Raw genomic sequence first — 21,998 nt, 5'->3', positions numbered from 1 at the left:
GCTACTTGATGGATCCGCCCGCAGCGACGATCTTCTGCTCGGCAGAGCTGGAGACCTTGTCGACCGCGACGTTCAGCTTAACCGCAATGTCGCCGTCCCCGAGGACTTTGACCTTCTCGTTCTTGCGGACAGCACCCTTGGCGACCAGGTCGCCGATGGTGACGTCGCCGCCCTGGGGGTAGAGCTCCGCGAGAGCGGACAGGTTCACGACCTGGTACTCGACCCGGAACGGGTTCTTGAAGCCGCGCAGCTTCGGGGTGCGCATGTGCAGCGGCATCTGCCCACCCTCGAAGCCGACTCGCACCTGGTAGCGGGCCTTGGTGCCCTTGGTGCCGCGACCGGCGGTCTTTCCCTTGGAGCCCTCACCGCGACCCACGCGGGTCTTGGCCTTCTTGGCTCCGGCAGCGGGGCGGAGGTGGTGGACCTTGAGCACGTGCTCCTTGGTCGCCGGCGCCGCCGCGCCCTTCGTGGTGGTCGCCTGCGCGGGAGTCGTGGACTCCGCGGCGGCGGCCTTCTTCGTCTCAGCCATTAGTCAATCTCCTCGACCTTCACCAGGTGGGCGACGGTCTTCACGTATCCGCGGTTCTGGGCGTTGTCCTCGCGGACGACGCTCTGACCGATCTTCCTGAGGCCGAGCGAGCGCAGCGTGTCGCGCTGGTACTGCTTCTCGCTGACCTTCGACTTGATCTGGGTCACCTTGAGCTGGGCCATCAGGCACCTGCCTTCGCGTTGGACGCGGCGGCGAGGGCGTCGGCCTCGGCACGGACGAGACGTGCCGGCGCGACCTGGTCGAAGTCGAGACCACGACGAGCGGCGACGGCGCGCGGCTCCTCGAGCTGCTTCAGAGCCTCGACGGTCGCGTGGACGATGTTGATGGTGTTCGACGAGCCGAGCGACTTGCTCAGGACGTCGTGGATGCCGGCGCACTCGAGGACGGCGCGGACGGGACCGCCGGCGATGACACCGGTACCCGCGGCGGCGGGGCGCAGGAGCACCACACCGGCGGCGGCCTCACCCTGGACGGGGTGCGGGATGGTCGAGGCGACGCGGGGGACGCGGAAGAAGTTCTTCTTCGCCTCCTCGACGCCCTTGGAGATGGCGGTCGGGACCTCGCGGGCCTTGCCGTAGCCGACGCCCACCAGTCCGTTGCCGTCTCCGACGACCACGAGCGCGGTGAAGCTGAAGCGACGGCCGCCCTTGACGACCTTCGACACGCGGTTGATGGTCACGACGCGCTCGAGGAACTGGCTCTTCTCGGCGTCACGGCCACCGCGGTCGCGGCCACCCTGGTTGCGGTCGCGGCCGCCGCGGCGGGGCTCACGAGCCTCCTGCTGCGGCTGCGTGGACGCAGCGGTCTCGACGGGGGCCTCCGACACAGCGGCGACCTCGGGTTCCTTGTTCTCTGCGGCGCTCACAGGTTGAGCCCTGCCTCTCGTGCTCCATCGGCGATCGCGGCGACGCGACCGGCGTACTTGTTGCCTCCGCGGTCGAAGACGACCGCCTCGACACCGGCGTTCTTGGCGCGCTCGGCGACGAGCTCGCCGACCTTGCGAGCCTTGGCGGTCTTGTCGCCGTCGAACACGCGCAGGTCGGCCTCGAGGGTCGACGCCGACGCGAGGGTGCGGCCCTGAGCGTCGTCGACGACCTGCACGAAGACGTGGCGGGCCGAGCGGTTGACGACGAGGCGGGGGCGCTCGGCGGATCCGACGACCTTCTTGCGCAGACGGTCGTGACGACGACCGCGCGCAGCGGACTTGCTCTTTCCTCTGGTTCCGAGTCCCATGATCACTTACCGCTCTTTCCGGCCTTGCGGCGAACGACCTCGCCGGCGTAGCGCACGCCCTTGCCCTTGTAGGGCTCGGGCTTGCGGATCTTACGAATGTTGGCGGCCACCTCACCGACGGCCTGCTTCGAGATGCCGTGCACGGTGAGCTTGTTGTTGCCCTCGACCGTGAACGAGATGCCCGCGGGCGGGGTGACGACGACCGGGTGCGAGAAGCCGAGCGCGAACTCGATGTCCGAGCCCTTCGCCAGCACGCGGTAACCGGTTCCGACGACCTCGAGGCCCTTGGAGTAGCCCTGCGTGACACCGATGATGTCGTTCGCGATGAGCGTGCGGGTGAGGCCGTGGAGCGAGCGCGACTCGCGCTCGTCGTCGGGACGCGAGACCAGCACCTGGCCGTTCTCGACGGACACCTGGATGGGGCTGGCGACCGAGACGGTCAGCTCGCCCTTGGGGCCCTTGACGGTCACAGCGGATCCGGCGACGGAGACGTCGACGCCCGCCGGGATCTCGATGGGGAGTCTTCCAATACGCGACATGAGGGGTTACCACACGTAGGCGAGGACTTCCCCACCCACGCCCTTCTTCTCGGCCTGGCGGTCGGTCAGGAGACCGCTCGAGGTGGACAGGATGGCGACGCCGAGGCCGCCGAGCACGGTGGGGATCTCGGCCGACTTCGCGTACACGCGGAGTCCGGGCTTCGAGACCCGCTTGATGCCGGCGATCGAGCGCTCGCGGTTCGGGCCGTACTTGAGGGAGATGGAGAGCGTCGTGCCGACGCGCGCCTCCTCGACCTTCCAGTCGGCGATGTAGCCCTCGGTCTTGAGGATCTCGGCGATGTTCGCCTTGAGCTTCGAGCCCGGGAGGGTGATGGAGTCGTGGTGCGCGGAGTTCGCGTTACGGATTCTGGTCAGCAGATCTGCGACCGGATCAGTCATGGTCATGGCTGATGGTGCCTTTCTCGCCTGGTTTCGGCACCCTTTACAAGAGTGACGACCTGTGGTGTGGGACGGCGCCGACGACGTCGACGCCCATGCGGCCGCGCGAACGCAGGCCAACGAGCCATGCTACATGGCCGAGGTCCTGCGGTCGAGGGCCGATCGTGCACGGGATCCGGGGATCCCGCGTGGCGCCCGCCGCCGGCTCCGGACGGACCGGTCCGGCGGCGGACGCACGACGAGGCCGGAGGGCGGTTCTCACCGTCCCCCGGCCTCGTGGCTTGCTGCTTACGCGTTGTCCGACGACTTGAACGGGAAGCCGAGCTGCTTGAGCAGCGCGCGACCCTCGTCGTCGGTCTTGGCGGTGGTCACGACGGTCACGTCGAAGCCGCGGACGCGGTCGATGCGGTCCTGGTCGATCTCGTGGAAGATCGACTGCTCCGTGATGCCGAAGGTGTAGTTGCCGTTGCCGTCGAACTGGCGGTCCGACAGCCCGCGGAAGTCGCGGATGCGGGGCAGCGCCACCGAGAGCAGGCGGTCCAGGAACTCCCAGGCGCGGTCGCCCCGGAGGGTGACGTGAGCGCCGATGGCCTGACCCTCGCGCAGCTTGAACTGCGCGATGGACTTGCGGGCCTTGGTGACCTGCGGCTTCTGACCGGTGATGGCGGTGAGGTCCTTGACCGCGCCGTCGATGATCTTGCCGTCGCGGGCGGCCTCACCGACACCGGTGTTGACGACGACCTTGACCAGGCCGGGGACCTGGTGGACGTTGCCGAAGCCGAACTGCTCCTTGAGAGCGGGGATGATGTCGGCCTGGTACTTGGCCTTGAGCCGCGGCTGAACCTTCGCAGCCACTGCGGTGGTGTCAGTCATTACAGTTCCTCACCCGACGCCTTCGCGTAGCGCACGCGAACGGTCTTGGTCACGCCGTCCTTGGTGACGGCCACGTTGCGGTGGCCGACCCGGGTCGGCTTCTTGGTCTTCGGGTCGACGAGCGCGACGTTGGAGATGTGGATCGAGGCCTCGACGGTCTCGATGCCGCCCTCCTTCGAGCCGCGCTGCGTCTGGCCGACGCGGACGTGCTTCTTGACGAAGTTCACGCCCTCGACGACGACGCGGTTGCGCTCGACCAGCACCTCGAGGACCTTGCCCTGCTTGCCGCGGTCTCCACCGCGGGCCTGGGTAGCGCCCGAGATGACCTGGACGAGGTCACCCTTCTTGATCTTGGCCATGACTAGATAACCTCCGGTGCCAGCGAGACGATCTTCATGAACTTCTTGTCGCGGAGCTCGCGACCGACCGGTCCGAAGATGCGGGTGCCACGGGGGTCCCCGTCGTTCTTGAGGATGACGGCGGCGTTCTCGTCGAACTTGATGTACGAGCCGTCGGCGCGACGGGTCTGCTTGATGGTGCGGACGATGACGGCCTTGACCACGTCGCCCTTCTTCACGTTGCCACCGGGGATCGCGTCCTTGACGGTGGCGACGATGATGTCACCGAGGCCCGCGTAGCGGCGGCCGGAGCCTCCGAGGACGCGGATGGTGAGGAGCATCTTGGCACCGGTGTTGTCGGCGACCTTGACTCGGGATTCTTGCTGAAGCATGTGTCTCTCCTGCTAACTCAAGTAGGCCGCGGCCTACTTGGCCTTCTCGAGGATCTCGACCAGGCGCCAGCGCTTGGTGGCGCTGAGGGGACGGGTCTCGCTGATGACGACGGAGTCGCCGATGCCGGCGGAGTTCAGCTCGTCGTGGACCTTGACCTTGGACGTACGGCGGATGACCTTGCCGTACAGCGGGTGCTTCACCCGGTCCTCGACCTCGACGACGATGGTCTTGTCCATCTTGTCGCTGGTGACGTAGCCGCGACGGGTCTTGCGGTATCCGCGAGCGCCCGCCTCCTTCACGTCGTGGGCGGCCGACTCGTGGCCGGCGCTGTCATTGACGGTTGCCATTACTTGGCCTCCTCGTTCGACTCGGTCGCCTCGACCTCGGCCTTGGCGGCCTTCTTGGTCTTGGGCTTCTTCTCCGCCTTGGCCGGGGCCTCGACGGGTGCGGGGGTGGCGCGGATGCCCAGCTCGCGCTCACGGATGACCGTGTAGATGCGGGCGATGTCGCGCTTGACGGCACGCAGGCGGCCGTTGGTGTCCAGCTGACCGGTGGCCGACTGGAAGCGGAGGTTGAACAGCTCCTCCTTGGCCTTCTTCAGCTCGGTGACGAGACGCTCGTCCTCGTAGGTGTCGAGCTCGGCGGGGGCGAGCTCCTTGGATCCGATCGCCATTACGCGTCTCCCTCCTCGCGCTTGATGATGCGTGCCTTGAGGGGCAGCTTGTGGATGGCACGGGTCATGGCCTCACGAGCGAGCTGCTCGTCGACGCCGGCGACCTCGAAGAGGACGCGACCCGGCTTGACGTTCGCGACCCACCACTCCGGCGAGCCCTTACCGGAACCCATGCGGGTCTCGGCGGGCTTCTTGGTGAGCGGACGGTCGGGGTAGATGTTGATCCACACCTTTCCGCCACGCTTGATGTGACGCGTCATCGCGATACGAGCGGACTCGATCTGACGGTTGGTCACGTAGGCGGGGGTGAGGGCCTGGATGCCGAACTCACCGAACGACACCTTGGTGCCACCGGTGGCCTGGCCGGACCGGCCCGGGTGGTGCTGCTTGCGGTGCTTGACTCGACGCGGAATCAACATGGTTATGCCTCAACTCCTGCTGCGATGGGCGCCTCGCTCTGCTGGCGGGGTGCACGGCGCGGACGGTCGCTGCGCTCGGGGCGCGACGACTTGCTGTTCGCCTGCTCGCGGGCGAGCTCCTTGTTGGTGATGTCGCCCTTGTAGATCCAGACCTTCACGCCGATGCGGCCGAAGGTGGTCTTCGCCTCGTAGAAGCCGTAGTCGATGTTCGCGCGGAGGGTGTGCAGCGGCACGCGTCCCTCGCGGTAGAACTCCGAGCGGCTCATCTCGGCGCCGCCGAGACGGCCGGAGACCTGGATGCGGACGCCCTTGGCGCCGGCGCGCTGAGCGCCCTGCAGGCCCTTGCGCATCGCGCGGCGGAAGGCCACGCGGGCGGAGAGCTGCTCGGCGATGCCCTGCGCGACCAGCTGAGCCTCGGCCTCGGGGTTCTTGACCTCGAGGATGTTGAGCTGGATCTGCTTGCCCGTGAGCTTCTCGAGGTCGGCGCGGATGCGCTCGGCCTCGGCGCCGCGGCGGCCGATCACGATGCCCGGGCGGGCGGTGTGGATGTCGACGCGGACGCGGTCACGGGTGCGCTCGATCTCGATGCGGGCGACGCCCGCACGGTCGAGCTGCGTGGCGAGGAGTCGGCGGATCTTGACGTCCTCGGCGAGGTAGTCGCTGTACCGCTGGCCCTTCTTGGTGCTGTCGGAGAACCAGCGCGACACGTGGTCGGTGGTGATTCCCAGACGGAAACCGTAGGGGTTTACTTTCTGACCCATTACTTGGTCCCCTCCTCAGGAGTGGCCAGCACGACGGTGATGTGGCTGGTGCGCTTGTTGATGCGGAAGGCACGACCCTGAGCACGGGGCTGGAATCGCTTGAGGGTGGTTCCCTCATCGACGAAGGCGCGGGACACGATCAGGTCCTGGTCGTCGAGGTACTCGTTCGAGGCATCGGCCTTGACGCGAGCGTTGGCCATCGCCGAGGCGACGAGCTTGTAGACGGGCTCGGACGCACCCTGCGGCGCGAACTTCAGGATGGCCAGTGCCTCCTGAGCCTGCTTCCCGCGGATCAGGTTCACGACACGGCGAGCCTTCTGGGGGGTGACGCGGATGTGTCGCACGCGTGCGATCGACTCCACCATTTCTCTCCTCCTTCTCGTCGCCGCGTCAGCGGCGACGGCCCTTCTTGTCGTCCTTCTCGTGACCGCGGAAGGTCCGAGTGGGGGCGAACTCGCCGAGCTTGTGGCCGACCATGGTCTCGGTCACGAACACGGGGATGTGCTTGCGACCGTCGTGGACCGCGATGGTGTGGCCCAGCATCGCCGGGATGATCATCGAACGGCGCGACCAGGTCTTGATGACGTTCTTGTTGCCGGCTTCGTTGGCCGTGAACACCTTGCGGAGCAGGTGGTCGTCAACGAAGGGGCCCTTCTTGAGACTGCGAGGCATCTTCTACAACTCCTACTTGCGCTTCTTACCGGCGGTGCGGCGGCGAACGATGAGCTTGTCGCTCTCCTTGTTGGGGCGACGGGTGCGTCCCTCGGACTGACCCCACGGGCTGACCGGGTGGCGTCCACCGGAGGTCTTGCCCTCTCCACCACCGTGCGGGTGGTCGACCGGGTTCATCGCGACACCGCGGACGGTCGGGCGGACGCCCTTCCAGCGCATGCGGCCGGCCTTGCCCCAGTTGATGTTCGACTGCTCGGCGTTGCCGACCTCGCCGATCGTGGCGCGGCAGCGCGCATCGACGTTGCGGATCTCGCCCGACGGCAGGCGGAGCTGCGCGTAGGGGCCGTCCTTGGCGACGAGGCGGACCGAGGTGCCGGCCGAGCGGGCGAGCTTGGCGCCGCCTCCCGGCTTGATCTCGATGGCGTGGATGACCGTACCGGTCGGGATGTTGCGCAGCGGCAGGTTGTTGCCGGGCTTGATGTCGGCGCCGGCGCCCGACTCCACGACGTCGCCCTGCGAGAGCTTGTTCGGGGCCAGGATGTAGCGCTTGGTGCCGTCCACGAAGTGGAGCAGCGCGATGCGCGCCGTGCGGTTGGGGTCGTACTCGATGTGAGCGACCTTGGCGTTGACGCCGTCCTTGTCGTTGCGACGGAAGTCGATCAGACGGTACTGGCGCTTGTGGCCACCACCGATGTGACGCGTCGTGATGCGGCCGGAGTTGTTGCGGCCACCGGTCTTGGACAGCGGGCGCAGGAGCGACTTCTCGGGCGTCGAGCGGGTGATCTCGGCGAAGTCGGCAACGCTGGAGCCGCGGCGACCGGGGGTCGTGGGCTTGTACTTACGAATAGCCATTGTCTGTTTCCTCTACGCTTCTTCGGCTCAGCCGACGCTCGTGAAGATGTCGATGGAGCCGGACTTCAGCGTGACGATCGCGCGCTTGGTGTCCTTGCGCTTGCCGGTGCCGAACTTCGTGCGGCGGGTCTTGCCCTGGCGGTTCAGCGTGTTGATCGACGCGACCTCGACGCCGAAGATCTTCTCGATGGCGAGCTTGATCTCGGTCTTGTTCGAACGCGGGTCGACCACGAAGGTGTACTTGCCCTCGTCGATCAGGCCGTAGGACTTCTCCGAGACCACCGGGGAGATGATGACGTCGCGGGGGTCCTTGTTGAACGCGGCGGACTGGCTCATGCGTTCACCTCTTCCTTGTTGGACTCGACGCCCGACTTGGCCGCGATGAACGCGTCGAGCGCGCCCTTCGAGAACACGATGTCGTCGGAGACGAGCACGTCGTACGCGTTGAGCTGGTCGGCCGGCAGGATGTGCACGAACGGCACGTTGCGGAGCGAGAGCTCGGCGATGTAGTCGTCGCGCTCGAGCACCACGAGGACGTTGCGCGACACCGAGAGGGCGTCGAGCAGGACGAGGACGTCCTTGGTCCGGGGGGTGTCGCCGAGGGCGAGGGACTCGACCACGTGGATGCGGGCACCGCGGGCGCGGTCCGAGAGAGCACCGAGCAGAGCCGCGGCGATCATCTTCTTGGGGGTGCGCTGCGCGTAGCTGCGGGGAGTCGGTCCGTGGACCACGCCACCGCCGGTCATGTGCGGGGCGCGGATCGAGCCCTGACGAGCGCGACCGGTTCCCTTCTGCTTGAACGGCTTGCGACCGGCTCCGGAGACCTCACCGCGGTTCTTCGTCTTGTGGGTTCCCTGGCGCGCCGCGGCGAGCTGGGCCACGACGACCTGGTGGATGAGGGGGATGTTGGTCTGGACGTCGAAGAGCGCGGCGGGGAGCTCGACCGAGCCCGCCTTCTGGCCCTTGACGTCGATGATGTCGACAGAGGTAGCCATGGAACTACGCTCCCTTCACGGCGTTGCGAACGAACACGAGGCGACCGCGGGCACCGGGGACGGCGCCCTTGACGAGCAGCAGGCCCTTCTCGGCGTCGACGGAGTGCACCTTGAGGTTGAGCACGGTGACGCGCTCGCCACCCATGCGACCGGCCATGCGCATGCCCTTGAAGACACGGCTGGGGGTCGAGGAGGCGCCGATGGAGCCGGGCTTGCGGTGGTTGCGGTGCGAACCGTGCGAAGCCGAGACGCCCTTGAAGTTGTGACGCTTCATGACGCCGGCGAAGCCCTTGCCCTTGCTGGTGCCGACGACGTCGACCTTGGTGCCGGCCTCGAAGACGGCGTCCACGGTCAGCTCCTGGCCTGCCGAGTAGTCGGCGGCGTCGGAGGTGCGGACCTCGGTGAGGTGGCGGCGGGGGGTGACGCCCGCGGCGTCGAAGTGACCGGCGGCGGGCTTGTTCACCTTGCGCGGGTCGATCGCACCGGCGGCGAGCTGGACGGCGGTGTAGCCGTCCTTCTCCTCCGTGCGGACCTGGGTCACGACGTTGGGGCTGATCTCGATGACGGTGACCGGCACGAGCTTGTTGTTCTCGTCCCAGACCTGGGTCATTCCGAGCTTGGTGCCGAGGAGGCCCTTGCTGGTCTTCAGCGTGGGGGAAACAGTGACAGACATGGTGGCACTCCTCCTTAGAGCTTGATCTCGATGTTGACGTCGGCCGGCAGGTCGAGGCGCATGAGCGAGTCGACGGCCTTGGGCGTCGGGTCGATGATGTCGATGAGGCGCTTGTGGGTGCGCATCTCGAAGTGCTCGCGGCTGTCCTTGTACTTGTGGGGAGAACGGATCACGCAGACCACGTTCTTCTCGGTCGGCAGCGGCACGGGGCCGACCACCGTTGCACCGGCACGGGTGACCGTGTCGACGATCTTGCGCGCCGACGTGTCGATGACCTCGTGGTCGTACGACTTCAGTCGGATGCGGATCTTCTGTCCCGCCATGTGTGATCTCTCACTCTCTTGTTATTGCGTCGTACGCGACTCCCCCGGCCGGAGCCGGACTCGTCTCGCATTGGACGCGCTCGCGAAGGAACTCCGGTGACCCGGAAAAGTGCAACCAGTGTTCTTCTGTCAAAAGCACCGCACCCCTGGGGCGCTCCGATCGGCGTGCAGAACGCACGACGCACGGAGAGACCGTTGAGATGTCGGTTGTTGTCGTTCTGCTACCCGCCGCCTCGACGTCGCATCCGCGTGGCCGCCCTCTCGGGTCGAGCCTCCGCGATGCCGTCTCGGCACTGCCTGGCAGTGTCCCCCTCCGAGCAGCACGCCGCCCGAGAGGAAATTTTGAACTAGAAGAGTCTCCCACAGATGCCCCACCCCTGCAACCCGGGCGTGTCGCGCCGGAGGGCTCCTTCGCGAGCACGTCGTGACGGCCCCTGGGAGCCGGTCGCTCCGAGCAGCAGCGCGGGCCGGAGGGCCTCCCCCGCTACTCGAAGAGCAGCGCCCGGACGGCGGTCTCGGCCGACGCGGGGCGCGACGCGTCGATGGTCTCGCCGGCGCGGAAGTGGTCCAGAAGCCGCGGGTCGACGTAGCTGGCGCGGGCGACCGTCGGCGTGTTCCCGAGCACGTCCGAGGCGTCGCGCATCGCCTGGGCGATCGCGGAGTTCCGAGCGCGCTGTGTGGCCTGCGGGCCCGACTTCGCCAGGCTCAGCGCGGCCGCGACCGTGCCGTGCAGAGTGCGGAAGTCCTTCGCCGTGAAGTCGTCGCCGGCGCGCTCGCGCACGTAGTCGTTGATCTCGGGCGCCGAGATCGGCCGCCACTCCCGCCCGTCCTTCCAGGCGAGCAGGCGGGCGTTCGGCCCGCGACGCTTGAGAGCACGGACGACGCGCGAGAGGTCGTGGTCGAGGATCTCGCTCGTCCACGCCTGATGGCTCTTCCCGGGGAAGGCGAGGGCGACCCGGTCCCCGTGGGTCGTGGCGTGCGCGCACAGGAGCGTCGAGAGGCCGATGCTGCCGTGCTCCTTCGCGTACCTCTCGCTGCCGACGCGGAGCGATCCGGTGTCGAGCATCCGGAAGGCGGTGGCCAGCGCGCGCTCACGGCTGGGTCCGTCCGAGCGGAGGGCGATGGTCACGGCTCGGCGCGCCCCGGGCAGGGCCTCCGCGAGCCGCAGCGCCCGGTCGAACTTGATCCGGTCCTTCTGCTCGCGCCAGGTCGGATGGTAGATGTACTGGCGGCGGCCGGCGGAGTCGACGCCGGTGGCCTGGATGTGCCCGTTGGGGTACGGGGCGATCCAGACGTCCGTCCAGGCCGGCGGGATGCCGAGACGGTCGAAGCGCGCGCGCAGCTCCTTGTCGGCGACGGTCGCGCCCTTCGGGTCGCGGTAGCTGAAGCCGGAGCCCGCGCGCACCCGGGTGTAGCCGCGCCCGCTCGAATCGGTCCTGCGGAGTCGTTGCGCGCGAGTGTCAGCCATCGACCCGACGATAGGACGGCGGATCCGAGGCCCGCACCCGCTTGACGGCGGGGAGGAGCAGTCGGACGGCAGCCGCTACTCGTTGCCGATCCGCTTGTCGGCCTGGCGCTTCAGGTCCTCGATGCGGTCGTCGTACTTGCCGTTGGTGAGGCGGCTGGCGATCTCGCCCGCCTTCTCGAGGGTCTGGTCGGAGACCTGCTCGGCCTTCTCGCTCCGCAACGCGTCCTGGGCCTTCCGGCTGTTGAGCAGTTCGCCGGCCTGGCGTCCGAGCTTCCCGAGATCCACGATGATGCCTCCTTGTAAACGCGCACAGGGCGGCGCGTGCCTCAGTGTGGCGCTCCCGGCTGGGGGAACGGTGCGGGCGCGCCGGTCAGCCGGCCAGTGCGATCACCCGCTCCGCCGCGTCGGCCAGGGCGCGGCCGTAGGACGGACCGTGACCGGCGGCGTGGACGGCGAGCGGGTGCAGCTGGTGGAGCGGCACCCGCTCCTCGTAGCCGGCTTCCAGCGGATGCTGCTCGCGGTAGCCCTCGAGGACGGCGTCGAGGTGCGGAGCGCCGAAGAGTGCCAGCATCGCGAGATCGGTCTCGCGGTGGCCCCCGTGAGCGGCGGGGTCGATCAGGACGGCGCCGTCCGCCGACCAGAGCACGTTGCCGGTCCAGAGGTCCCCGTGGATCCTGGCGGGCCCCGCACCATCGTCGAAGGCTCCGGCCGCCACCCGGTCCAGAGCCTGCTCGACGAGCCGCGACTCGGCTGCCGTGAGGTTGCCCGCCTCCACGGCAGGGCCGAGGAACGGCCGCACCCGCTGCTCCGCGTAGAAGCGCCCCCACGAGTCGTCCGGGCGGCACGGCATCCCGCGGCGGCCGATGTACGCGGGGCCGGTCCATCCCGGGGGCGGCGCTCCGAACGCCGCGGCTCCGGCGTCGTGCGTCCGGGCGAGCGCGGCGCCGAAGGCCCGAGCCGACTCGGCGGAGGGTCGCGCGGAGCGGATCTCCTCCAGCTCGATGCGCCCGGGCGACACCCTCTCCACCCCGACACAGCGCGCACCGCCGTCCGCCTCGCGCAGCCAGTCCAGGCCGGCCGCCTCCCACTCGAAGAACTGCGGGAGGGCACGGGGGTCGCTCTTCACGAAGGGCATGCCGCCACGCTAGCCGGGCGTCCCCGGGAACGACGAGAGGGGCCGCCCGCCGAAGCGGACGACCCCTCTCGAGAGATCAGTAGGACGGACCTACTTGATGATCTTGGTGACCGTACCGGCACCCACAGTGCGTCCACCCTCACGGATGGCGAAGCCGAGGCCCTCCTCCATGGCGATCGGCTGGATCAGCGCGACCGTCATGTCGGTGGTGTCGCCGGGCATGACCATCTCGGTGCCCTCGGGCAGCGTGATGACGCCGGTGACGTCGGTGGTGCGGAAGTAGAACTGCGGACGGTAGTTCGCGTAGAACGGGTTGTGACGCCCACCCTCATCCTTGGACAGGATGTACGCGGTGCCCTCGAAGTCCGTGTGCGGCGTGACCGAACCCGGCTTGACGACGACCTGGCCGCGCTCGACGTCCTCGCGCTTGGTGCCGCGGAGGAGCAGACCGCAGTTCTCGCCGGCCCAGGCCTCGTCGAGCTGCTTGTGGAACATCTCGATTCCGGTGACCGTGGTCTTCTGCGTCGGGCGAATGCCGACGATCTCGACCTCGGAGTTCAGAGCGAGGGTTCCACGCTCCGCACGGCCGGTGACGACGGTTCCACGACCGGTGATCGTGAAGACGTCCTCGATCGGCATGAGGAACGGCTTGTCCTTGTCGCGCACCGGGTCCGGGATGGACTCGTCGACCGCGTCCATCAGGTCGAGGATCGACTGGGTCCAGGTGTCGTCGCCCTCGAGGGCCTTGAGGCCGGAGACGCGCACGACGGGGGCGTCGTCGCCGGGGAAGCCCTGCGACGAGAGGAGCTCGCGGACCTCGAGCTCGACGAGCTCCAGGATCTCCTCGTCGTCCACCATGTCGGCCTTGTTCAGCGCGACGAGGAGGTAGGGGACGCCGACCTGCTTGGCGAGGAGGACGTGCTCACGGGTCTGAGCCATCGGGCCGTCGGTGGCGGCGACCACGAGGATCGCGCCGTCCATCTGGGCCGCGCCGGTGATCATGTTCTTGATGTAGTCGGCGTGACCCGGGGCGTCGACGTGCGCGTAGTGGCGCTTCGGCGTCTCGTACTCGACGTGCGAGATGTTGATCGTGATGCCGCGCTGGCGCTCCTCGGGAGCGGAGTCGATCGACGCGAAGTCACGCTGGACGTTGGTCGCGGACGGGAACTTGTCCGCCAGAACCTTCGAGATCGCCGCGGTGAGCGTGGTCTTTCCGTGGTCGACGTGACCGATGGTTCCGATGTTGACGTGCGGCTTGGTCCGCTCGAACTTGGCCTTAGCCACTGTGGGTCCTCCTCAGGACTTAGGTGCAAGCATCCGCATCCGGGCGGCCGCACGGGGCGGCACGAGGACAGGAGGACTTGCGGGGGTTTTGTGTACGTATGTTACCGGCAGTGGTCGTGCGGCCGTCCCGCTGCGACAGGGGGCGCGCTGCACTCGGCAGCAAACCCGCACGACACTACCAGGCCGCCGCCGTTCCGGGGAACGGCGACGGCCCAGGGGCGGAGCTACTCGCCCTTGTTCTTTTGGACGATCTCCTCGGCCACGGCCTTGGGGACCTCGGCGTAGGTCTCGAACGTCATCGAGTAGACGGCGCGGCCCGAGGTCTTCGAGCGCAGGTCTCCGATGTAGCCGAACATCTCGGACAGCGGGACGTTGGCCCGGATGACCTTGATGCCGGTGGCGTCCTCCATCGACTGGATCATCCCGCGACGCGAGTTGATGTCGCCGATGACGTCGCCCATGTACTCCTCGGGAGTACGGACCTCGACGGCCATGAGCGGCTCGAGGAGGACCGGCTGCGCCTTGCGCGAGGCCTCCTTGAACGCGATCGAGCCGGCGATCTTGAACGCCATCTCGGAGGAGTCGACGTCGTGCGCCGCTCCGTCGACCAGGGTCGCCTTCACGCCGACCATGGGGTAGCCGGCGAGCACGCCGACCTGCATGGCGTCGCGGATGCCCGCGTCGACGGAGGGGATGTACTCGCGCGGGACGCGGCCACCGGTGACGCCGTTGACGAACTCGTAGGTCTTGTCGGCCTCGACCTCCATCGGCTCGATGGTGATCTGGACCTTCGCGAACTGGCCGGAGCCACCCGTCTGCTTCTTGTGGGTGTAGTCGTACTTCTCGACCGTGCGGCGGATCGTCTCGCGGTACGCGACCTGGGGCTTGCCCACGTTGGCCTCGACGTTGAACTCGCGCTTCATGCGGTCGACCAGGATGTCGAGGTGCAGCTCGCCCATTCCCTTGATGACCGTCTGACCGGTCTCCTGGTTCTGCTCGGTGCGGAAGGTGGGGTCCTCCTCCGCGAGCTTCTGGATCGCGGTGCCGAGCTTCTCCTGGTCCGCCTTCGTCTTGGGCTCGATGGCGACCTCGATGACGGGCTCCGGGAAGGTCATCGACTCGAGCACGACCTGCGCGGCCGGGTCGCTCAGGGTGTCACCGGTGGTGGTGTCCTTGAGGCCGATGACGGCGTAGATGTGGCCGGCGGTGACCGAGTCGACCGGGTTCTCCTTGTTGGAGTGCATCTGGAAGATCTTGCCGATGCGCTCCTTCTTGCCCTTGGTCGAGTTGATGACCTGGGCGCCGGAGTCGAGCTTGCCCGAGTAGACGCGGACGTAGGTCAGGCGGCCGAAGAACGGGTGCACGGCGACCTTGAACGCGAGCGCCGAGAAGGGCTCGGTCGAGTCCGCGTGGCGCATGATGACCTTCTCCTCGTCGCGGACGTCGTGCGCCTCGATGGCGGGGACGTCGAGCGGGGAGGGGAGGTAGTCCACGACAGCGTCGAGCATCGGCTGGACGCCGCGGTTCTTGAACGCCGAGCCGCAGAGCACCGGGTAGATCTCGGAGTTGACGGTCATCTTGCGGATGGCGCCCTTGATCTCCGCGACGGTGAGCTCCTCGCCGCCGAAGTACTTCTCGAGCAGCTCGTCGGAGGTCTCCGCGACGGTCTCGAGGAGCTTCTCGCGGTACTCCGCCGCCTTGTCGGCGAGGTCGGCCGGGATCTCCTCGATCTCGTACTTCGCGCCGAGCGCGACGTCGCCCTTCGAGTCGCCGCGCCACGTGAGCGCGCGCATCTCGACCAGGTCGACGACGCCCTCGAAAGAGGACTCCGCGCCGATGGGCAGCTGGATGACCAGCGGCTTCGCGCCGAGGCGCTTGATGATCGTGTCGACCGTGTAGTAGAAGTCGGCGCCGAGCTTGTCCATCTTGTTGACGAAGCAGATGCGCGGGACGTCGTACTTGTCGGCCTGACGCCAGACGGTCTCGGACTGGGGCTCGACGCCCTCCTTGCCGTCGAAGACGGCGACGGCGCCGTCGAGGACGCGGAGCGAGCGCTCGACCTCGACCGTGAAGTCGACGTGACCGGGGGTGTCGATGATGTTGATCTGGTTCTTGTTCCAGAAGCAGGTCGTCGCGGCGGACGTGATCGTGATGCCGCGCTCCTGCTCCTGCGCCATCCAGTCCATCGTCGCGGCGCCGTCGTGGACCTCGCCGATCTTGTGCGTGATACCCGTGTAGAACAGGATGCGCTCGGTGGTGGTGGTCTTGCCGGCATCGATGTGGGCCATGATGCCGATGTTGCGGACCTTGTTCAGGTCGGTGAGCACATCTTGTGCCACGGAGTTCCTCCGATAGGTGATGGAGCCAGCGCACCGGGTTCATGGCCGAATGGCTGGGATTCTGGTGGTGGCGGTCGCCCGGTCGCGGGGATCGGGCGATCCGCCGCCGGGACCGGGCCCGCAGCGGTGACGCCGCGGGCCCGGTGGTCGCGGTCGCCCGGGGGCGGCCGCGGGGTGCGCTACCAGCGGTAGTGCGCGAAGGCCTTGTTCGACTCGGCCATCTTGTGGGTGTCCTCGCGACGCTTGACAGCGGCGCCCAGACCGTTCGACGCGTCGAGGATCTCGTTCATGAGACGCTCGGTCATCGTCTTCTCGCGACGGGCCTTCGCGTAGCTGGTGAGCCAGCGGAGCGCGAGGGTGTTGGCGCGGTGGGGCTTGACCTCGACCGGGACCTGGTAGGTCGAGCCGCCGACGCGGCGGCTGCGGACCTCGAGGGTCGGGCGGACGTTGTCGAGCGCCTTCTTGAGGGTGACGACCGCGTCCTGGCCGTTCTTGCCGGCGACGCCCTCGAGGGCACCGTAGACGATGCGCTCGGCGAGGCCCTTCTTGCCGTCCAGGAGGATCTTGTTGACGAGCTGGCTGACGATGGGGGCGCCGTAGACGGGGTCTGCGACGACGGGGCGCTTGGGAGCGGGGCCCTTACGAGGCATTACTTCTTCTCCATCTTCGCGCCGTACCGGCTGCGAGCCTGCTTGCGGTTCTTGACGGCCTGGGTGTCCAGGGCGCCGCGAACGATCTTGTAGCGGACACCGGGGAGGTCCTTGACGCGACCGCCGCGCACGAGCACCATCGAGTGCTCCTGCAGGTTGTGGCCCTCGCCGGGGATGTAGGCGGTGACCTCGGTGCCGTTGGAGAGCTTCACGCGGGCCACCTTGCGGAGGGCCGAGTTCGGCTTCTTGGGCGTGGTCGTGTAGACGCGCGTGCAGACGCCGCGCTGCTGGGGGTTGGCCTTCAGGGCGGGCGCCTTGGTCTTGGTGACCTTCGGCGTGCGTCCCTTGCGGACCAACTGCTGAATCGTTGGCACTGGTTTTGCTCCTTGAATGCTGCACGGTGACAGCGGATCGATGGTCGACATTCGGCCCTCCCGTCTCCGGGAACGGCCGAGTTCATCTGGACCCGACGCACCCCGCGGCCCCGCGAGCGGGACCGGGAGGGTGAGGGGTATGCCGTGGGGGCCGCCCGATCGGACGAACCCGCGGATCCTCGCGGACCCGGTGGAGCGAAGTGCGGCGACCGCATCGACCCGGAGGCACGACACGAGCGCACGGCAAAGCGCACACCCGAATAATATTACGGGGAGTGACGGGGCCGGTCAACCGAGCGGCGTTCGCCCTGGGAGATGCCGCAGCGCCGCGACGAGCCGCGCCGGGACTCCGCCGTCACTCCCGCTCGTCGCCCTCCCAGCCCCAGTGGGGGCTGCGGCCGCCGGCGTCGCGACGGGCCAGGAGCAGGAGGAACAGGAGCTGGACGGCGGCCGCGAGCACGCCGGTCGCGATCGCGAAGACAGTGGGGGCGTGGTCGAGGATCCAGCCGAGGATCTCCCCCGGCTCCTGGCGGCCGAGCCCGTAGAGCGCTCCGCCCGTGACGAGGAAGAGCAGGTAGACGACGACCCCGGTCAGCAGCGACGGGCCGAGGACGCGGTGGACGGCGGGACGGGCGGCGAGGGTCACCATCGCGACCAGCACGGCGACGACGCAGACCGCCACCGACACCGGCCCCAGCAGCGGGCCGGCGTCGCGCTCGGGCACGACGTCCTGGTCCAGCAGGAGGCTGAGGACCCCGAACGCGCAGACGACCAGGGCGAGGTAGAGGAACGCGGCGAAGCCGGCCAGCGCGAGGCCGTAGCCCAGGCCGGCTCCGCGGCCCTGCCCCTGCCCCTCCGGAGTCACGACTGCGCGGCCGCTTCGCGCTCGGCGTTGCGGCGCTTGACGCCCCGGGCGCGGCCGGCGATCGCGGCGCCGCCCCAGACGCTCGCCTCCCGGCCGAGGACGCCGGCGGCGAGGACCGCCGCGAGGACTGCGGGATCGCGGACGTAGTCGAGCGCGAGGGAGCGGTCGATCGGCAGGGCGAGCGGTCCGACGGCGCTCCAGCCGCCGACCAGCGCGGCCGCGGCCGTGAGGAGGGCGACGAGGAAGCCGCCGAGGACGTAGGCCCACCAGCCCGCGCGGTTCACGACCAGCACGATCAGCGCCAGGCCGACCAGGAACGCGGCCACCGGGGCGAGGAAGAGCGCGGTCGGCGCAGCGTCGAGCGCGAGGGCGACCGGGTCGCCGCCGACGCGGTCGACGAGGAGGCGGATCGCCGTCAGGGCGACGAGGTACAGGACGGCGAAGACCGCGGTCGTCAGGAGGGCGAGCGCGAGGCCCGCGAGGCGGTTGCCGGAGCGCCGGACCGGCTCGGGCTCGGCCTCGACCGGCCCGAGGGCGCTGGGGGCGGACGCCGCGGCGGCCGGGGCGGCGGGCTCGACGGTCGGCTGCCGACCCGTCACGGGTTCGGGCCAGACGTACTCCCGGGTCGGCTGGGGTCCGGTTCCGCCGGACGTCTCGGTCGCGGAGGGGATCCGCGTGGTCTCGGCGTCGCTGCTCCAGGTCACCCGGACAGCATAGGCACGCCTTCCGCCGCGCCCGGTGCGCCGCGCGGCTCCCCGTCGACGGGGGACAGCGCCGACCGTCTACTCGAGCGGGTGGAGGAGGCGGTGCAGGAACTGCCGTGTGCGCGGCTCGCGCGGCTCCCGGAGGATCTCCGCAGGGGCGCCCCGCTCGACGACCACGCCGTCGGCCATGAAGACGACCTCCGAGGCCACCTGCCGGGCGAACTCGAGCTCGTGCGTCACGACGAGCATGGTCCAGCCCTCCCCCGCCAGCTCCCGCATCAGCGAGAGCACGTCGCCGACCAGCTCCGGGTCCAGCGCCGAGGTGGGCTCGTCGAAGAGGAGCAGATCGGGCCGCAGCGCGAGCGCCCGGACGATGCCCACGCGCTGCTGCTGACCGCCGGAGAGCTCGAAGGGGTAGGCGCTCCCCCGGCCGCCGAGGCCGACGCGCTCGAGCAGGCGCTCCGCCTCCGGGACCACCTCGGACGCGGGACGGCGCTGCACTCGCAGCGGCCCCTCCGTCACGTTCTGGAGGACGGTCAGGTGCGGGAAGAGGTTGAAGTGCTGGAAGACCATCGCGGAGTGGTCGCGCAGCCCGGTCAGCGCCTTCCGTCCGACGCCGCGGTCGAAGTCGAGGACACTGCCGTCGGCGAGCTCGACCAACCCGCCGTCCGGCACCTCGAGGCTGTTCAGCGAGCGCAGGACGGTGGTCTTGCCCGAGCCGGACGGCCCGATCAGGGCGACGACCTCGCCGCGGTGGACCTCCAGGTCGATGCCGCGCAGCACCTCCACCCCGCCGAACGACTTGCGGAGGCCGCGGGCCGTGAGCACGGGCCGGGCGTCGGTCGGAGTGTCAGCGGGCGACATAGCGGTCCAATCGCTTCTCGAGCAGGCCCTGGCCGCTGGAGAGCACCAGGCAGATGAGCCAGTAGATCAGAGCGGCCTCGAGGTAGAGGAGCATGAACTCGCTCGACGCGGTGGCGATCTTCTGCGCCTGCCGGAAGAGCTCGGTCACCAGGATGAGGGAGGCCAGCGAGGTGTCCTTCACCAGCGAGATGAAGGTGTTCGACAGCGGGGGGACGGAGACGCGCGCGGCCTGCGGGAGGATGATGCGCCGCAGCGAGAGCGAGCGGCTCATGCCGATCGTGTGCGCCGCCTCCCACTGCCCCTTCGGGACGCTGAGGATCGCCGCGCGGATCACCTCCGCCGCGTAGCCGCCCACGTTGAGGGCGAACGCGATGGTGGCGCTGGGCCAGGGGTCGATCTTCAGTCCGAGGCTCGGCAGCCCGTAGAAGATCACGAACAGCTGCACCAGGAGCGGCGTGCCCCGGATGACGGAGATGTAGGCACGCGCGATCCAGGAGAGGATCCGCACCCGGGAGAGCCTCATCAGGGCGACCGCCAGCGCGAGCACGAGCCCGATGGCGAAGCTCGCCAGCGCGAGCGGGATCGTCCCGACGATGCCCCCGGAGAGGATCGGCCAGAACGACCGGAGGACGAGGTCCATTGTGTTCTCCCGCCTTCGCGGGAGGATCCGCGGTCGGCTCGATCGGGTGGTGGCGTCGGGGGCGGATCGTCTCCGCCTCCTGGGGAATGCTGGCACGCTTCGCTCCGGGGCGGGCGCCCTTGCGGGCGGACCCGCTGCCTGAGCCGCTCCGCCGCTCCCCCGCGTCGGGGCCGCTCACGCACGAGACGGCCCCTCCCGGAAGGGGAGGAGCCGCCTCGGGGTGGGGCTACTGGGAGACGTCGGCTCCGAAGTAGCGCTCGGAGATGGAGGCGAGGGTGCCGTCCTCGCGCAGCTCGTCGAGGGCGGAGTCGAAGGCCTCGACGAGGTCGTCCGAGCCCTTCGGGAAGGTGAAGGCGCTCTCGGAGGTGTCGTCGGTGGTGACGGCGACCTTGAGGCCCGCGGCCTGGTCGGGGTAGGTCGTGGACCAGTCGAGCCAGGTGAGGCGGTCGTTCACGGTCGCGTCCACGCGGCCCTGCTCGACGAGGGCGATGGCCTGCGCCCAGCCCTCGACGCCCTCGACCTCGGCGCCGTTCTCCTGCGCGACGGTGTACCAGTTGCTCGAGAGCGACTGCGCGGTGGTCTTGCCGGAGAGGCCGGCGAGGTCGGTGATCGAGGTGTCGCTCGAGGGGACGATCACGACGCCGGGGCTGACCGAGTACGGCTCCGAGAAGTCGTACTTCGCCTCGCGCTCGTCGTTGATCGAGACCTGGTTCGCGATCACGTCGAAGCGCGCTCCGTCCAGGCCCGCGAACATCGCGTCCCACTGCGTCTCCTGGAAGTCGGGCTCGACGCCCAGCTTCTCGGCCACGGCGGTGATCACGTCGACGTCGTAGCCGGTGAGAGCTCCGGTCCCGCCGTCGGCGTGGAAGGAGAAGGGCGGGTAGGTGCCCTCGGTGCCGATGGTGAGCTTCCCCGACTCCTCGACCTCGGCCAGGGTCAGGCCGGAGCTCGCGGAGGCGGTGCCCTCGCCGCTCGAGCCGGAGACCACGTCGTCGGTCGAGGCGGGCGCGCAGCCGGCGAGGACCAGGGCGGCGGCGGCGGCGGTCGTGCCGAGCAGGACGCGCAGGGAGGTGCGGGCGGAGAGGGTCACGGTGTTGTCCTTCGGTGCATCACGGAGTCGTGGCGGTCCCGCTGCGCCGGATGCGGCGCGGGGATCGACGAGGGGACGGGTCGTCCCGGGGCGGACCGCTGCTCGGCGGAACCGCCCGGAGTGACGATAACCAGTGGAGGGGGCGGCCCTATTCCCGGATGTCGCCGTGTGACGCCGGGAGTCCGGCCAGGAAGTGCTCGGCGCCGGCGACCTCGTCGCTCGTGAGGCCCGTCGCCGACTCCGGACGCACCAGGTGGAAGGGGGTGCTCTGCTCGCGGGCCCAGTCGTAGGCGTCCTCGTGGAGGTTGTCGTCGATCCACACCACGGCGTCGATCGCGCCGCGCTCGGCGGCCGCCTCCAGCCACACCGCGACGGGCTGGAGCTTGCCCGTCCGGCCAGGGAACCGCGGGTCGCGCGGGAGGCCGCCGTCGAAGACGATCGCCTCCGTGCCCGCCGGCAGCCCGAGGTCCTGGGCGAGGACCCGCGTCAAGCGCGGCGGCCAGGTCGTGGCCCACACGATCGTGCCGACCGCGGCCAGGCGGGCGACGAGCGCCGCCCGCTCCGGCTCGAGCTCCAGGCGGTGCGAGCCCGAGGCGCGATCGCTGCGGACGGAGGGGTTCAGGACGCCGTCGACGTCGAGCAGGATCAGGGCGGCCATGCCTGTCACCGTAGCGGCGGCGGGGCGGATCGCGCGAGGAGCGCTAGCGTGACGGGATGCCTTCGTCCCTCCTGCTGCCGGGAGGCCGCACAGCCGTGCTGGGGCCGGATCCCGTGCGTCCGGAGGCGCTGCTGCTCACGGTCGACGGCGCGGAGCAGTCGCTGATCGATCCGGGCGATCCCCGTGCTCTGCTCCTCGAGTACCTCGCGCGCCTCGGCGCGGTGGTCGACGCCG

Annotated in this window: 33 protein-coding genes; all 33 read right to left on the bottom strand. The window is 69.2% G+C overall.

The window, feature by feature from the left end; translation table 11 throughout:
• Nucleotide 1: 1 nt before the first annotated feature.
• Entirely contained in the window at nucleotides 2–529 is a 528-nt protein-coding gene (rplO, locus tag C5C33_RS08610) for a 50S ribosomal protein L15 (RefSeq protein ID WP_104226755.1), read from the bottom strand.
• A complete protein-coding gene (gene rpmD / locus C5C33_RS08605; protein WP_181024623.1) occupies nucleotides 529–711 on the bottom strand; it encodes a 50S ribosomal protein L30 in 183 nt (60 codons plus the stop codon). The genes rplO and rpmD overlap by 1 nt, the downstream gene beginning before the upstream one ends.
• On the bottom strand, nucleotides 711–1,415 hold the full coding sequence (gene rpsE, locus C5C33_RS08600; protein WP_104224559.1) for a 30S ribosomal protein S5: 705 nt from the start codon (nucleotides 1,413–1,415) through the stop codon (nucleotides 711–713). The genes rpmD and rpsE overlap by 1 nt, the downstream gene beginning before the upstream one ends.
• On the bottom strand, nucleotides 1,412–1,783 hold the full coding sequence (gene rplR / locus C5C33_RS08595) for a 50S ribosomal protein L18 (RefSeq protein ID WP_056037296.1): 372 nt from the start codon (nucleotides 1,781–1,783) through the stop codon (nucleotides 1,412–1,414). The genes rpsE and rplR overlap by 4 nt, the downstream gene beginning before the upstream one ends.
• A 2-nt stretch (nucleotides 1,784–1,785) precedes the next feature.
• Nucleotides 1,786–2,322, bottom strand: coding sequence for a 50S ribosomal protein L6 (gene rplF / locus C5C33_RS08590; RefSeq protein ID WP_104224560.1), 537 nt, complete (start codon nucleotides 2,320–2,322; stop codon nucleotides 1,786–1,788).
• Between the two features lie 6 nt (nucleotides 2,323–2,328).
• Nucleotides 2,329–2,727, bottom strand: coding sequence for a 30S ribosomal protein S8 (gene rpsH, locus C5C33_RS08585; protein WP_068209423.1), 399 nt, complete (start codon nucleotides 2,725–2,727; stop codon nucleotides 2,329–2,331).
• A 282-nt stretch (nucleotides 2,728–3,009) separates the two neighbouring features.
• Nucleotides 3,010–3,594 carry a 50S ribosomal protein L5 gene (gene rplE / locus C5C33_RS08580; protein WP_068209425.1) on the bottom strand — a complete coding sequence of 195 codons (585 nt, stop codon included), beginning with the start codon at nucleotides 3,592–3,594 and terminating at the stop codon, nucleotides 3,010–3,012.
• Nucleotides 3,594–3,953 carry a 50S ribosomal protein L24 gene (gene rplX, locus C5C33_RS08575; RefSeq protein WP_104224561.1) on the bottom strand — a complete coding sequence of 120 codons (360 nt, stop codon included), beginning with the start codon at nucleotides 3,951–3,953 and terminating at the stop codon, nucleotides 3,594–3,596. The genes rplE and rplX overlap by 1 nt, the downstream gene beginning before the upstream one ends.
• Nucleotides 3,954–3,955: 2 nt before the next feature.
• Nucleotides 3,956–4,324, bottom strand: a complete 369-nt coding sequence (gene rplN / locus C5C33_RS08570) for a 50S ribosomal protein L14 (protein ID WP_104224562.1) — start codon at nucleotides 4,322–4,324, stop codon at nucleotides 3,956–3,958.
• A gap of 33 nt (nucleotides 4,325–4,357) precedes the next feature.
• Nucleotides 4,358–4,672 carry a 30S ribosomal protein S17 gene (rpsQ, locus tag C5C33_RS08565; protein ID WP_104224563.1) on the bottom strand — a complete coding sequence of 105 codons (315 nt, stop codon included), beginning with the start codon at nucleotides 4,670–4,672 and terminating at the stop codon, nucleotides 4,358–4,360.
• On the bottom strand, nucleotides 4,672–4,998 hold the full coding sequence (gene rpmC, locus C5C33_RS08560) for a 50S ribosomal protein L29 (protein ID WP_104224564.1): 327 nt from the start codon (nucleotides 4,996–4,998) through the stop codon (nucleotides 4,672–4,674). The genes rpsQ and rpmC overlap by 1 nt, the downstream gene beginning before the upstream one ends.
• Complete coding sequence (rplP, locus tag C5C33_RS08555; protein ID WP_068209436.1) at nucleotides 4,998–5,417, bottom strand: 50S ribosomal protein L16; 420 nt, start codon at nucleotides 5,415–5,417, stop codon at nucleotides 4,998–5,000. Before rplP ends, rpmC begins: the two co-directional genes overlap by 1 nt.
• Before the next feature lie 2 nt (nucleotides 5,418–5,419).
• Entirely contained in the window at nucleotides 5,420–6,178 is a 759-nt protein-coding gene (rpsC, locus tag C5C33_RS08550; protein WP_104260914.1) for a 30S ribosomal protein S3, read from the bottom strand.
• The gene (gene rplV / locus C5C33_RS08545) at nucleotides 6,178–6,543 is read right to left on the bottom strand and encodes a 50S ribosomal protein L22 (protein ID WP_077221988.1); all 366 of its coding nucleotides are present in this window, start codon (nucleotides 6,541–6,543) and stop codon (nucleotides 6,178–6,180) included. Before rplV ends, rpsC begins: the two co-directional genes overlap by 1 nt.
• 25 nt (nucleotides 6,544–6,568) lie before the next feature.
• Nucleotides 6,569–6,850, bottom strand: coding sequence for a 30S ribosomal protein S19 (gene rpsS / locus C5C33_RS08540; RefSeq protein WP_055787078.1), 282 nt, complete (start codon nucleotides 6,848–6,850; stop codon nucleotides 6,569–6,571).
• 12 nt (nucleotides 6,851–6,862) lie between these two features.
• The gene (gene rplB / locus C5C33_RS08535) at nucleotides 6,863–7,702 is read right to left on the bottom strand and encodes a 50S ribosomal protein L2 (RefSeq protein ID WP_068251462.1); all 840 of its coding nucleotides are present in this window, start codon (nucleotides 7,700–7,702) and stop codon (nucleotides 6,863–6,865) included.
• Nucleotides 7,703–7,729: 27 nt separating this feature from the next.
• On the bottom strand, nucleotides 7,730–8,038 hold the full coding sequence (rplW, locus tag C5C33_RS08530) for a 50S ribosomal protein L23 (RefSeq protein ID WP_068209445.1): 309 nt from the start codon (nucleotides 8,036–8,038) through the stop codon (nucleotides 7,730–7,732).
• Nucleotides 8,035–8,697 carry a 50S ribosomal protein L4 gene (rplD, locus tag C5C33_RS08525; RefSeq protein ID WP_104224565.1) on the bottom strand — a complete coding sequence of 221 codons (663 nt, stop codon included), beginning with the start codon at nucleotides 8,695–8,697 and terminating at the stop codon, nucleotides 8,035–8,037. Before rplD ends, rplW begins: the two co-directional genes overlap by 4 nt.
• 4 nt (nucleotides 8,698–8,701) lie before the next feature.
• Nucleotides 8,702–9,370, bottom strand: a complete 669-nt coding sequence (rplC, locus tag C5C33_RS08520) for a 50S ribosomal protein L3 (protein WP_104224566.1) — start codon at nucleotides 9,368–9,370, stop codon at nucleotides 8,702–8,704.
• Between the two features lie 14 nt (nucleotides 9,371–9,384).
• On the bottom strand, nucleotides 9,385–9,693 hold the full coding sequence (rpsJ, locus tag C5C33_RS08515; RefSeq protein ID WP_005050520.1) for a 30S ribosomal protein S10: 309 nt from the start codon (nucleotides 9,691–9,693) through the stop codon (nucleotides 9,385–9,387).
• A gap of 484 nt (nucleotides 9,694–10,177) precedes the next feature.
• Nucleotides 10,178–11,161: a DNA topoisomerase IB gene (locus tag C5C33_RS08510; RefSeq protein WP_104247600.1), complete on the bottom strand. Its 984-nt coding sequence runs from the start codon at nucleotides 11,159–11,161 to the stop codon at nucleotides 10,178–10,180.
• Between the two features lie 75 nt (nucleotides 11,162–11,236).
• Nucleotides 11,237–11,446 (bottom strand): antitoxin, encoded by a 210-nt coding sequence (locus C5C33_RS08505; RefSeq protein WP_159939075.1) that lies wholly within the window; start codon nucleotides 11,444–11,446, stop codon nucleotides 11,237–11,239.
• Between the two features lie 85 nt (nucleotides 11,447–11,531).
• Nucleotides 11,532–12,296 (bottom strand): fructosamine kinase family protein, encoded by a 765-nt coding sequence (locus tag C5C33_RS08500; protein ID WP_104260913.1) that lies wholly within the window; start codon nucleotides 12,294–12,296, stop codon nucleotides 11,532–11,534.
• Nucleotides 12,297–12,386: 90 nt separating this feature from the next.
• Complete coding sequence (gene tuf / locus C5C33_RS08495; RefSeq protein WP_104224570.1) at nucleotides 12,387–13,580, bottom strand: elongation factor Tu; 1,194 nt, start codon at nucleotides 13,578–13,580, stop codon at nucleotides 12,387–12,389.
• A gap of 224 nt (nucleotides 13,581–13,804) precedes the next feature.
• On the bottom strand, nucleotides 13,805–15,919 hold the full coding sequence (gene fusA / locus C5C33_RS08490) for an elongation factor G (protein WP_104224571.1): 2,115 nt from the start codon (nucleotides 15,917–15,919) through the stop codon (nucleotides 13,805–13,807).
• 179 nt (nucleotides 15,920–16,098) lie between these two features.
• On the bottom strand, nucleotides 16,099–16,569 hold the full coding sequence (gene rpsG, locus C5C33_RS08485; protein ID WP_068251443.1) for a 30S ribosomal protein S7: 471 nt from the start codon (nucleotides 16,567–16,569) through the stop codon (nucleotides 16,099–16,101).
• The gene (rpsL, locus tag C5C33_RS08480; protein WP_011186743.1) at nucleotides 16,569–16,943 is read right to left on the bottom strand and encodes a 30S ribosomal protein S12; all 375 of its coding nucleotides are present in this window, start codon (nucleotides 16,941–16,943) and stop codon (nucleotides 16,569–16,571) included. The genes rpsG and rpsL overlap by 1 nt, the downstream gene beginning before the upstream one ends.
• A gap of 355 nt (nucleotides 16,944–17,298) precedes the next feature.
• Nucleotides 17,299–17,808 carry a DUF6121 family protein gene (locus C5C33_RS08475; RefSeq protein WP_104247596.1) on the bottom strand — a complete coding sequence of 170 codons (510 nt, stop codon included), beginning with the start codon at nucleotides 17,806–17,808 and terminating at the stop codon, nucleotides 17,299–17,301.
• On the bottom strand, nucleotides 17,805–18,512 hold the full coding sequence (locus C5C33_RS08470) for a hypothetical protein (protein ID WP_104260912.1): 708 nt from the start codon (nucleotides 18,510–18,512) through the stop codon (nucleotides 17,805–17,807). Before C5C33_RS08470 ends, C5C33_RS08475 begins: the two co-directional genes overlap by 4 nt.
• A 78-nt stretch (nucleotides 18,513–18,590) precedes the next feature.
• On the bottom strand, nucleotides 18,591–19,376 hold the full coding sequence (locus C5C33_RS08465; RefSeq protein WP_104260911.1) for an amino acid ABC transporter ATP-binding protein: 786 nt from the start codon (nucleotides 19,374–19,376) through the stop codon (nucleotides 18,591–18,593).
• A complete protein-coding gene (locus tag C5C33_RS08460) occupies nucleotides 19,363–20,016 on the bottom strand; it encodes an amino acid ABC transporter permease (RefSeq protein ID WP_104224574.1) in 654 nt (217 codons plus the stop codon). Before C5C33_RS08460 ends, C5C33_RS08465 begins: the two co-directional genes overlap by 14 nt.
• Nucleotides 20,017–20,242: 226 nt before the next feature.
• Nucleotides 20,243–21,106, bottom strand: coding sequence for an amino acid ABC transporter substrate-binding protein (locus C5C33_RS08455; RefSeq protein ID WP_374953822.1), 864 nt, complete (start codon nucleotides 21,104–21,106; stop codon nucleotides 20,243–20,245).
• A 148-nt stretch (nucleotides 21,107–21,254) separates the two neighbouring features.
• The gene (locus C5C33_RS08450) at nucleotides 21,255–21,764 is read right to left on the bottom strand and encodes an HAD domain-containing protein (RefSeq protein WP_104224575.1); all 510 of its coding nucleotides are present in this window, start codon (nucleotides 21,762–21,764) and stop codon (nucleotides 21,255–21,257) included.
• Nucleotides 21,765–21,998: the final 234 nt, after the last annotated feature.

The organism is Rathayibacter sp. AY1H3 (genome assembly GCF_002932015.1).
The sequence above is the reverse complement of the archived record's forward strand: the minus strand, read 5'-3'. Positions and strand labels throughout refer to the sequence as shown.

Excerpts from the sequence above, each read along its gene's own strand:
- rplO (WP_104226755.1), bottom strand. The coding sequence starts at position 529 with ATGGCTGAGACGAAGAAGGCCGCCGCCGCGGAGTCCACGACTCCCGCG.
- rpmD (WP_181024623.1), bottom strand. The coding sequence starts at position 711 with ATGGCCCAGCTCAAGGTGACCCAGATCAAGTCGAAGGTCAGCGAGAAG.
- rplR (WP_056037296.1), bottom strand. The coding sequence starts at position 1,783 with ATGGGACTCGGAACCAGAGGAAAGAGCAAGTCCGCTGCGCGCGGTCGT.
- rplF (WP_104224560.1), bottom strand. The coding sequence starts at position 2,322 with ATGTCGCGTATTGGAAGACTCCCCATCGAGATCCCGGCGGGCGTCGAC.
- rpsH (WP_068209423.1), bottom strand. The coding sequence starts at position 2,727 with ATGACCATGACTGATCCGGTCGCAGATCTGCTGACCAGAATCCGTAAC.
- rplE (WP_068209425.1), bottom strand. The coding sequence starts at position 3,594 with ATGACTGACACCACCGCAGTGGCTGCGAAGGTTCAGCCGCGGCTCAAG.
- rplX (WP_104224561.1), bottom strand. The coding sequence starts at position 3,953 with ATGGCCAAGATCAAGAAGGGTGACCTCGTCCAGGTCATCTCGGGCGCT.
- rplN (WP_104224562.1), bottom strand. The coding sequence starts at position 4,324 with ATGCTTCAGCAAGAATCCCGAGTCAAGGTCGCCGACAACACCGGTGCC.
- rpsQ (WP_104224563.1), bottom strand. The coding sequence starts at position 4,672 with ATGGCAACCGTCAATGACAGCGCCGGCCACGAGTCGGCCGCCCACGAC.
- rpmC (WP_104224564.1), bottom strand. The coding sequence starts at position 4,998 with ATGGCGATCGGATCCAAGGAGCTCGCCCCCGCCGAGCTCGACACCTAC.
- rplP (WP_068209436.1), bottom strand. The coding sequence starts at position 5,417 with ATGTTGATTCCGCGTCGAGTCAAGCACCGCAAGCAGCACCACCCGGGC.
- rpsC (WP_104260914.1), bottom strand. The coding sequence starts at position 6,178 with ATGGGTCAGAAAGTAAACCCCTACGGTTTCCGTCTGGGAATCACCACC.
- rplV (WP_077221988.1), bottom strand. The coding sequence starts at position 6,543 with ATGGTGGAGTCGATCGCACGCGTGCGACACATCCGCGTCACCCCCCAG.
- rpsS (WP_055787078.1), bottom strand. The coding sequence starts at position 6,850 with ATGCCTCGCAGTCTCAAGAAGGGCCCCTTCGTTGACGACCACCTGCTC.
- rplB (WP_068251462.1), bottom strand. The coding sequence starts at position 7,702 with ATGGCTATTCGTAAGTACAAGCCCACGACCCCCGGTCGCCGCGGCTCC.
- rplW (WP_068209445.1), bottom strand. The coding sequence starts at position 8,038 with ATGAGCCAGTCCGCCGCGTTCAACAAGGACCCCCGCGACGTCATCATC.
- rplD (WP_104224565.1), bottom strand. The coding sequence starts at position 8,697 with ATGGCTACCTCTGTCGACATCATCGACGTCAAGGGCCAGAAGGCGGGC.
- rplC (WP_104224566.1), bottom strand. The coding sequence starts at position 9,370 with ATGTCTGTCACTGTTTCCCCCACGCTGAAGACCAGCAAGGGCCTCCTC.
- rpsJ (WP_005050520.1), bottom strand. The coding sequence starts at position 9,693 with ATGGCGGGACAGAAGATCCGCATCCGACTGAAGTCGTACGACCACGAG.
- C5C33_RS08510 (WP_104247600.1), bottom strand. The coding sequence starts at position 11,161 with ATGGCTGACACTCGCGCGCAACGACTCCGCAGGACCGATTCGAGCGGG.
- C5C33_RS08500 (WP_104260913.1), bottom strand. The coding sequence starts at position 12,296 with ATGCCCTTCGTGAAGAGCGACCCCCGTGCCCTCCCGCAGTTCTTCGAG.
- rpsG (WP_068251443.1), bottom strand. The coding sequence starts at position 16,569 with ATGCCTCGTAAGGGCCCCGCTCCCAAGCGCCCCGTCGTCGCAGACCCC.
- C5C33_RS08465 (WP_104260911.1), bottom strand. The coding sequence starts at position 19,376 with ATGTCGCCCGCTGACACTCCGACCGACGCCCGGCCCGTGCTCACGGCC.
- C5C33_RS08460 (WP_104224574.1), bottom strand. The coding sequence starts at position 20,016 with ATGGACCTCGTCCTCCGGTCGTTCTGGCCGATCCTCTCCGGGGGCATC.
- C5C33_RS08450 (WP_104224575.1), bottom strand. The coding sequence starts at position 21,764 with ATGGCCGCCCTGATCCTGCTCGACGTCGACGGCGTCCTGAACCCCTCC.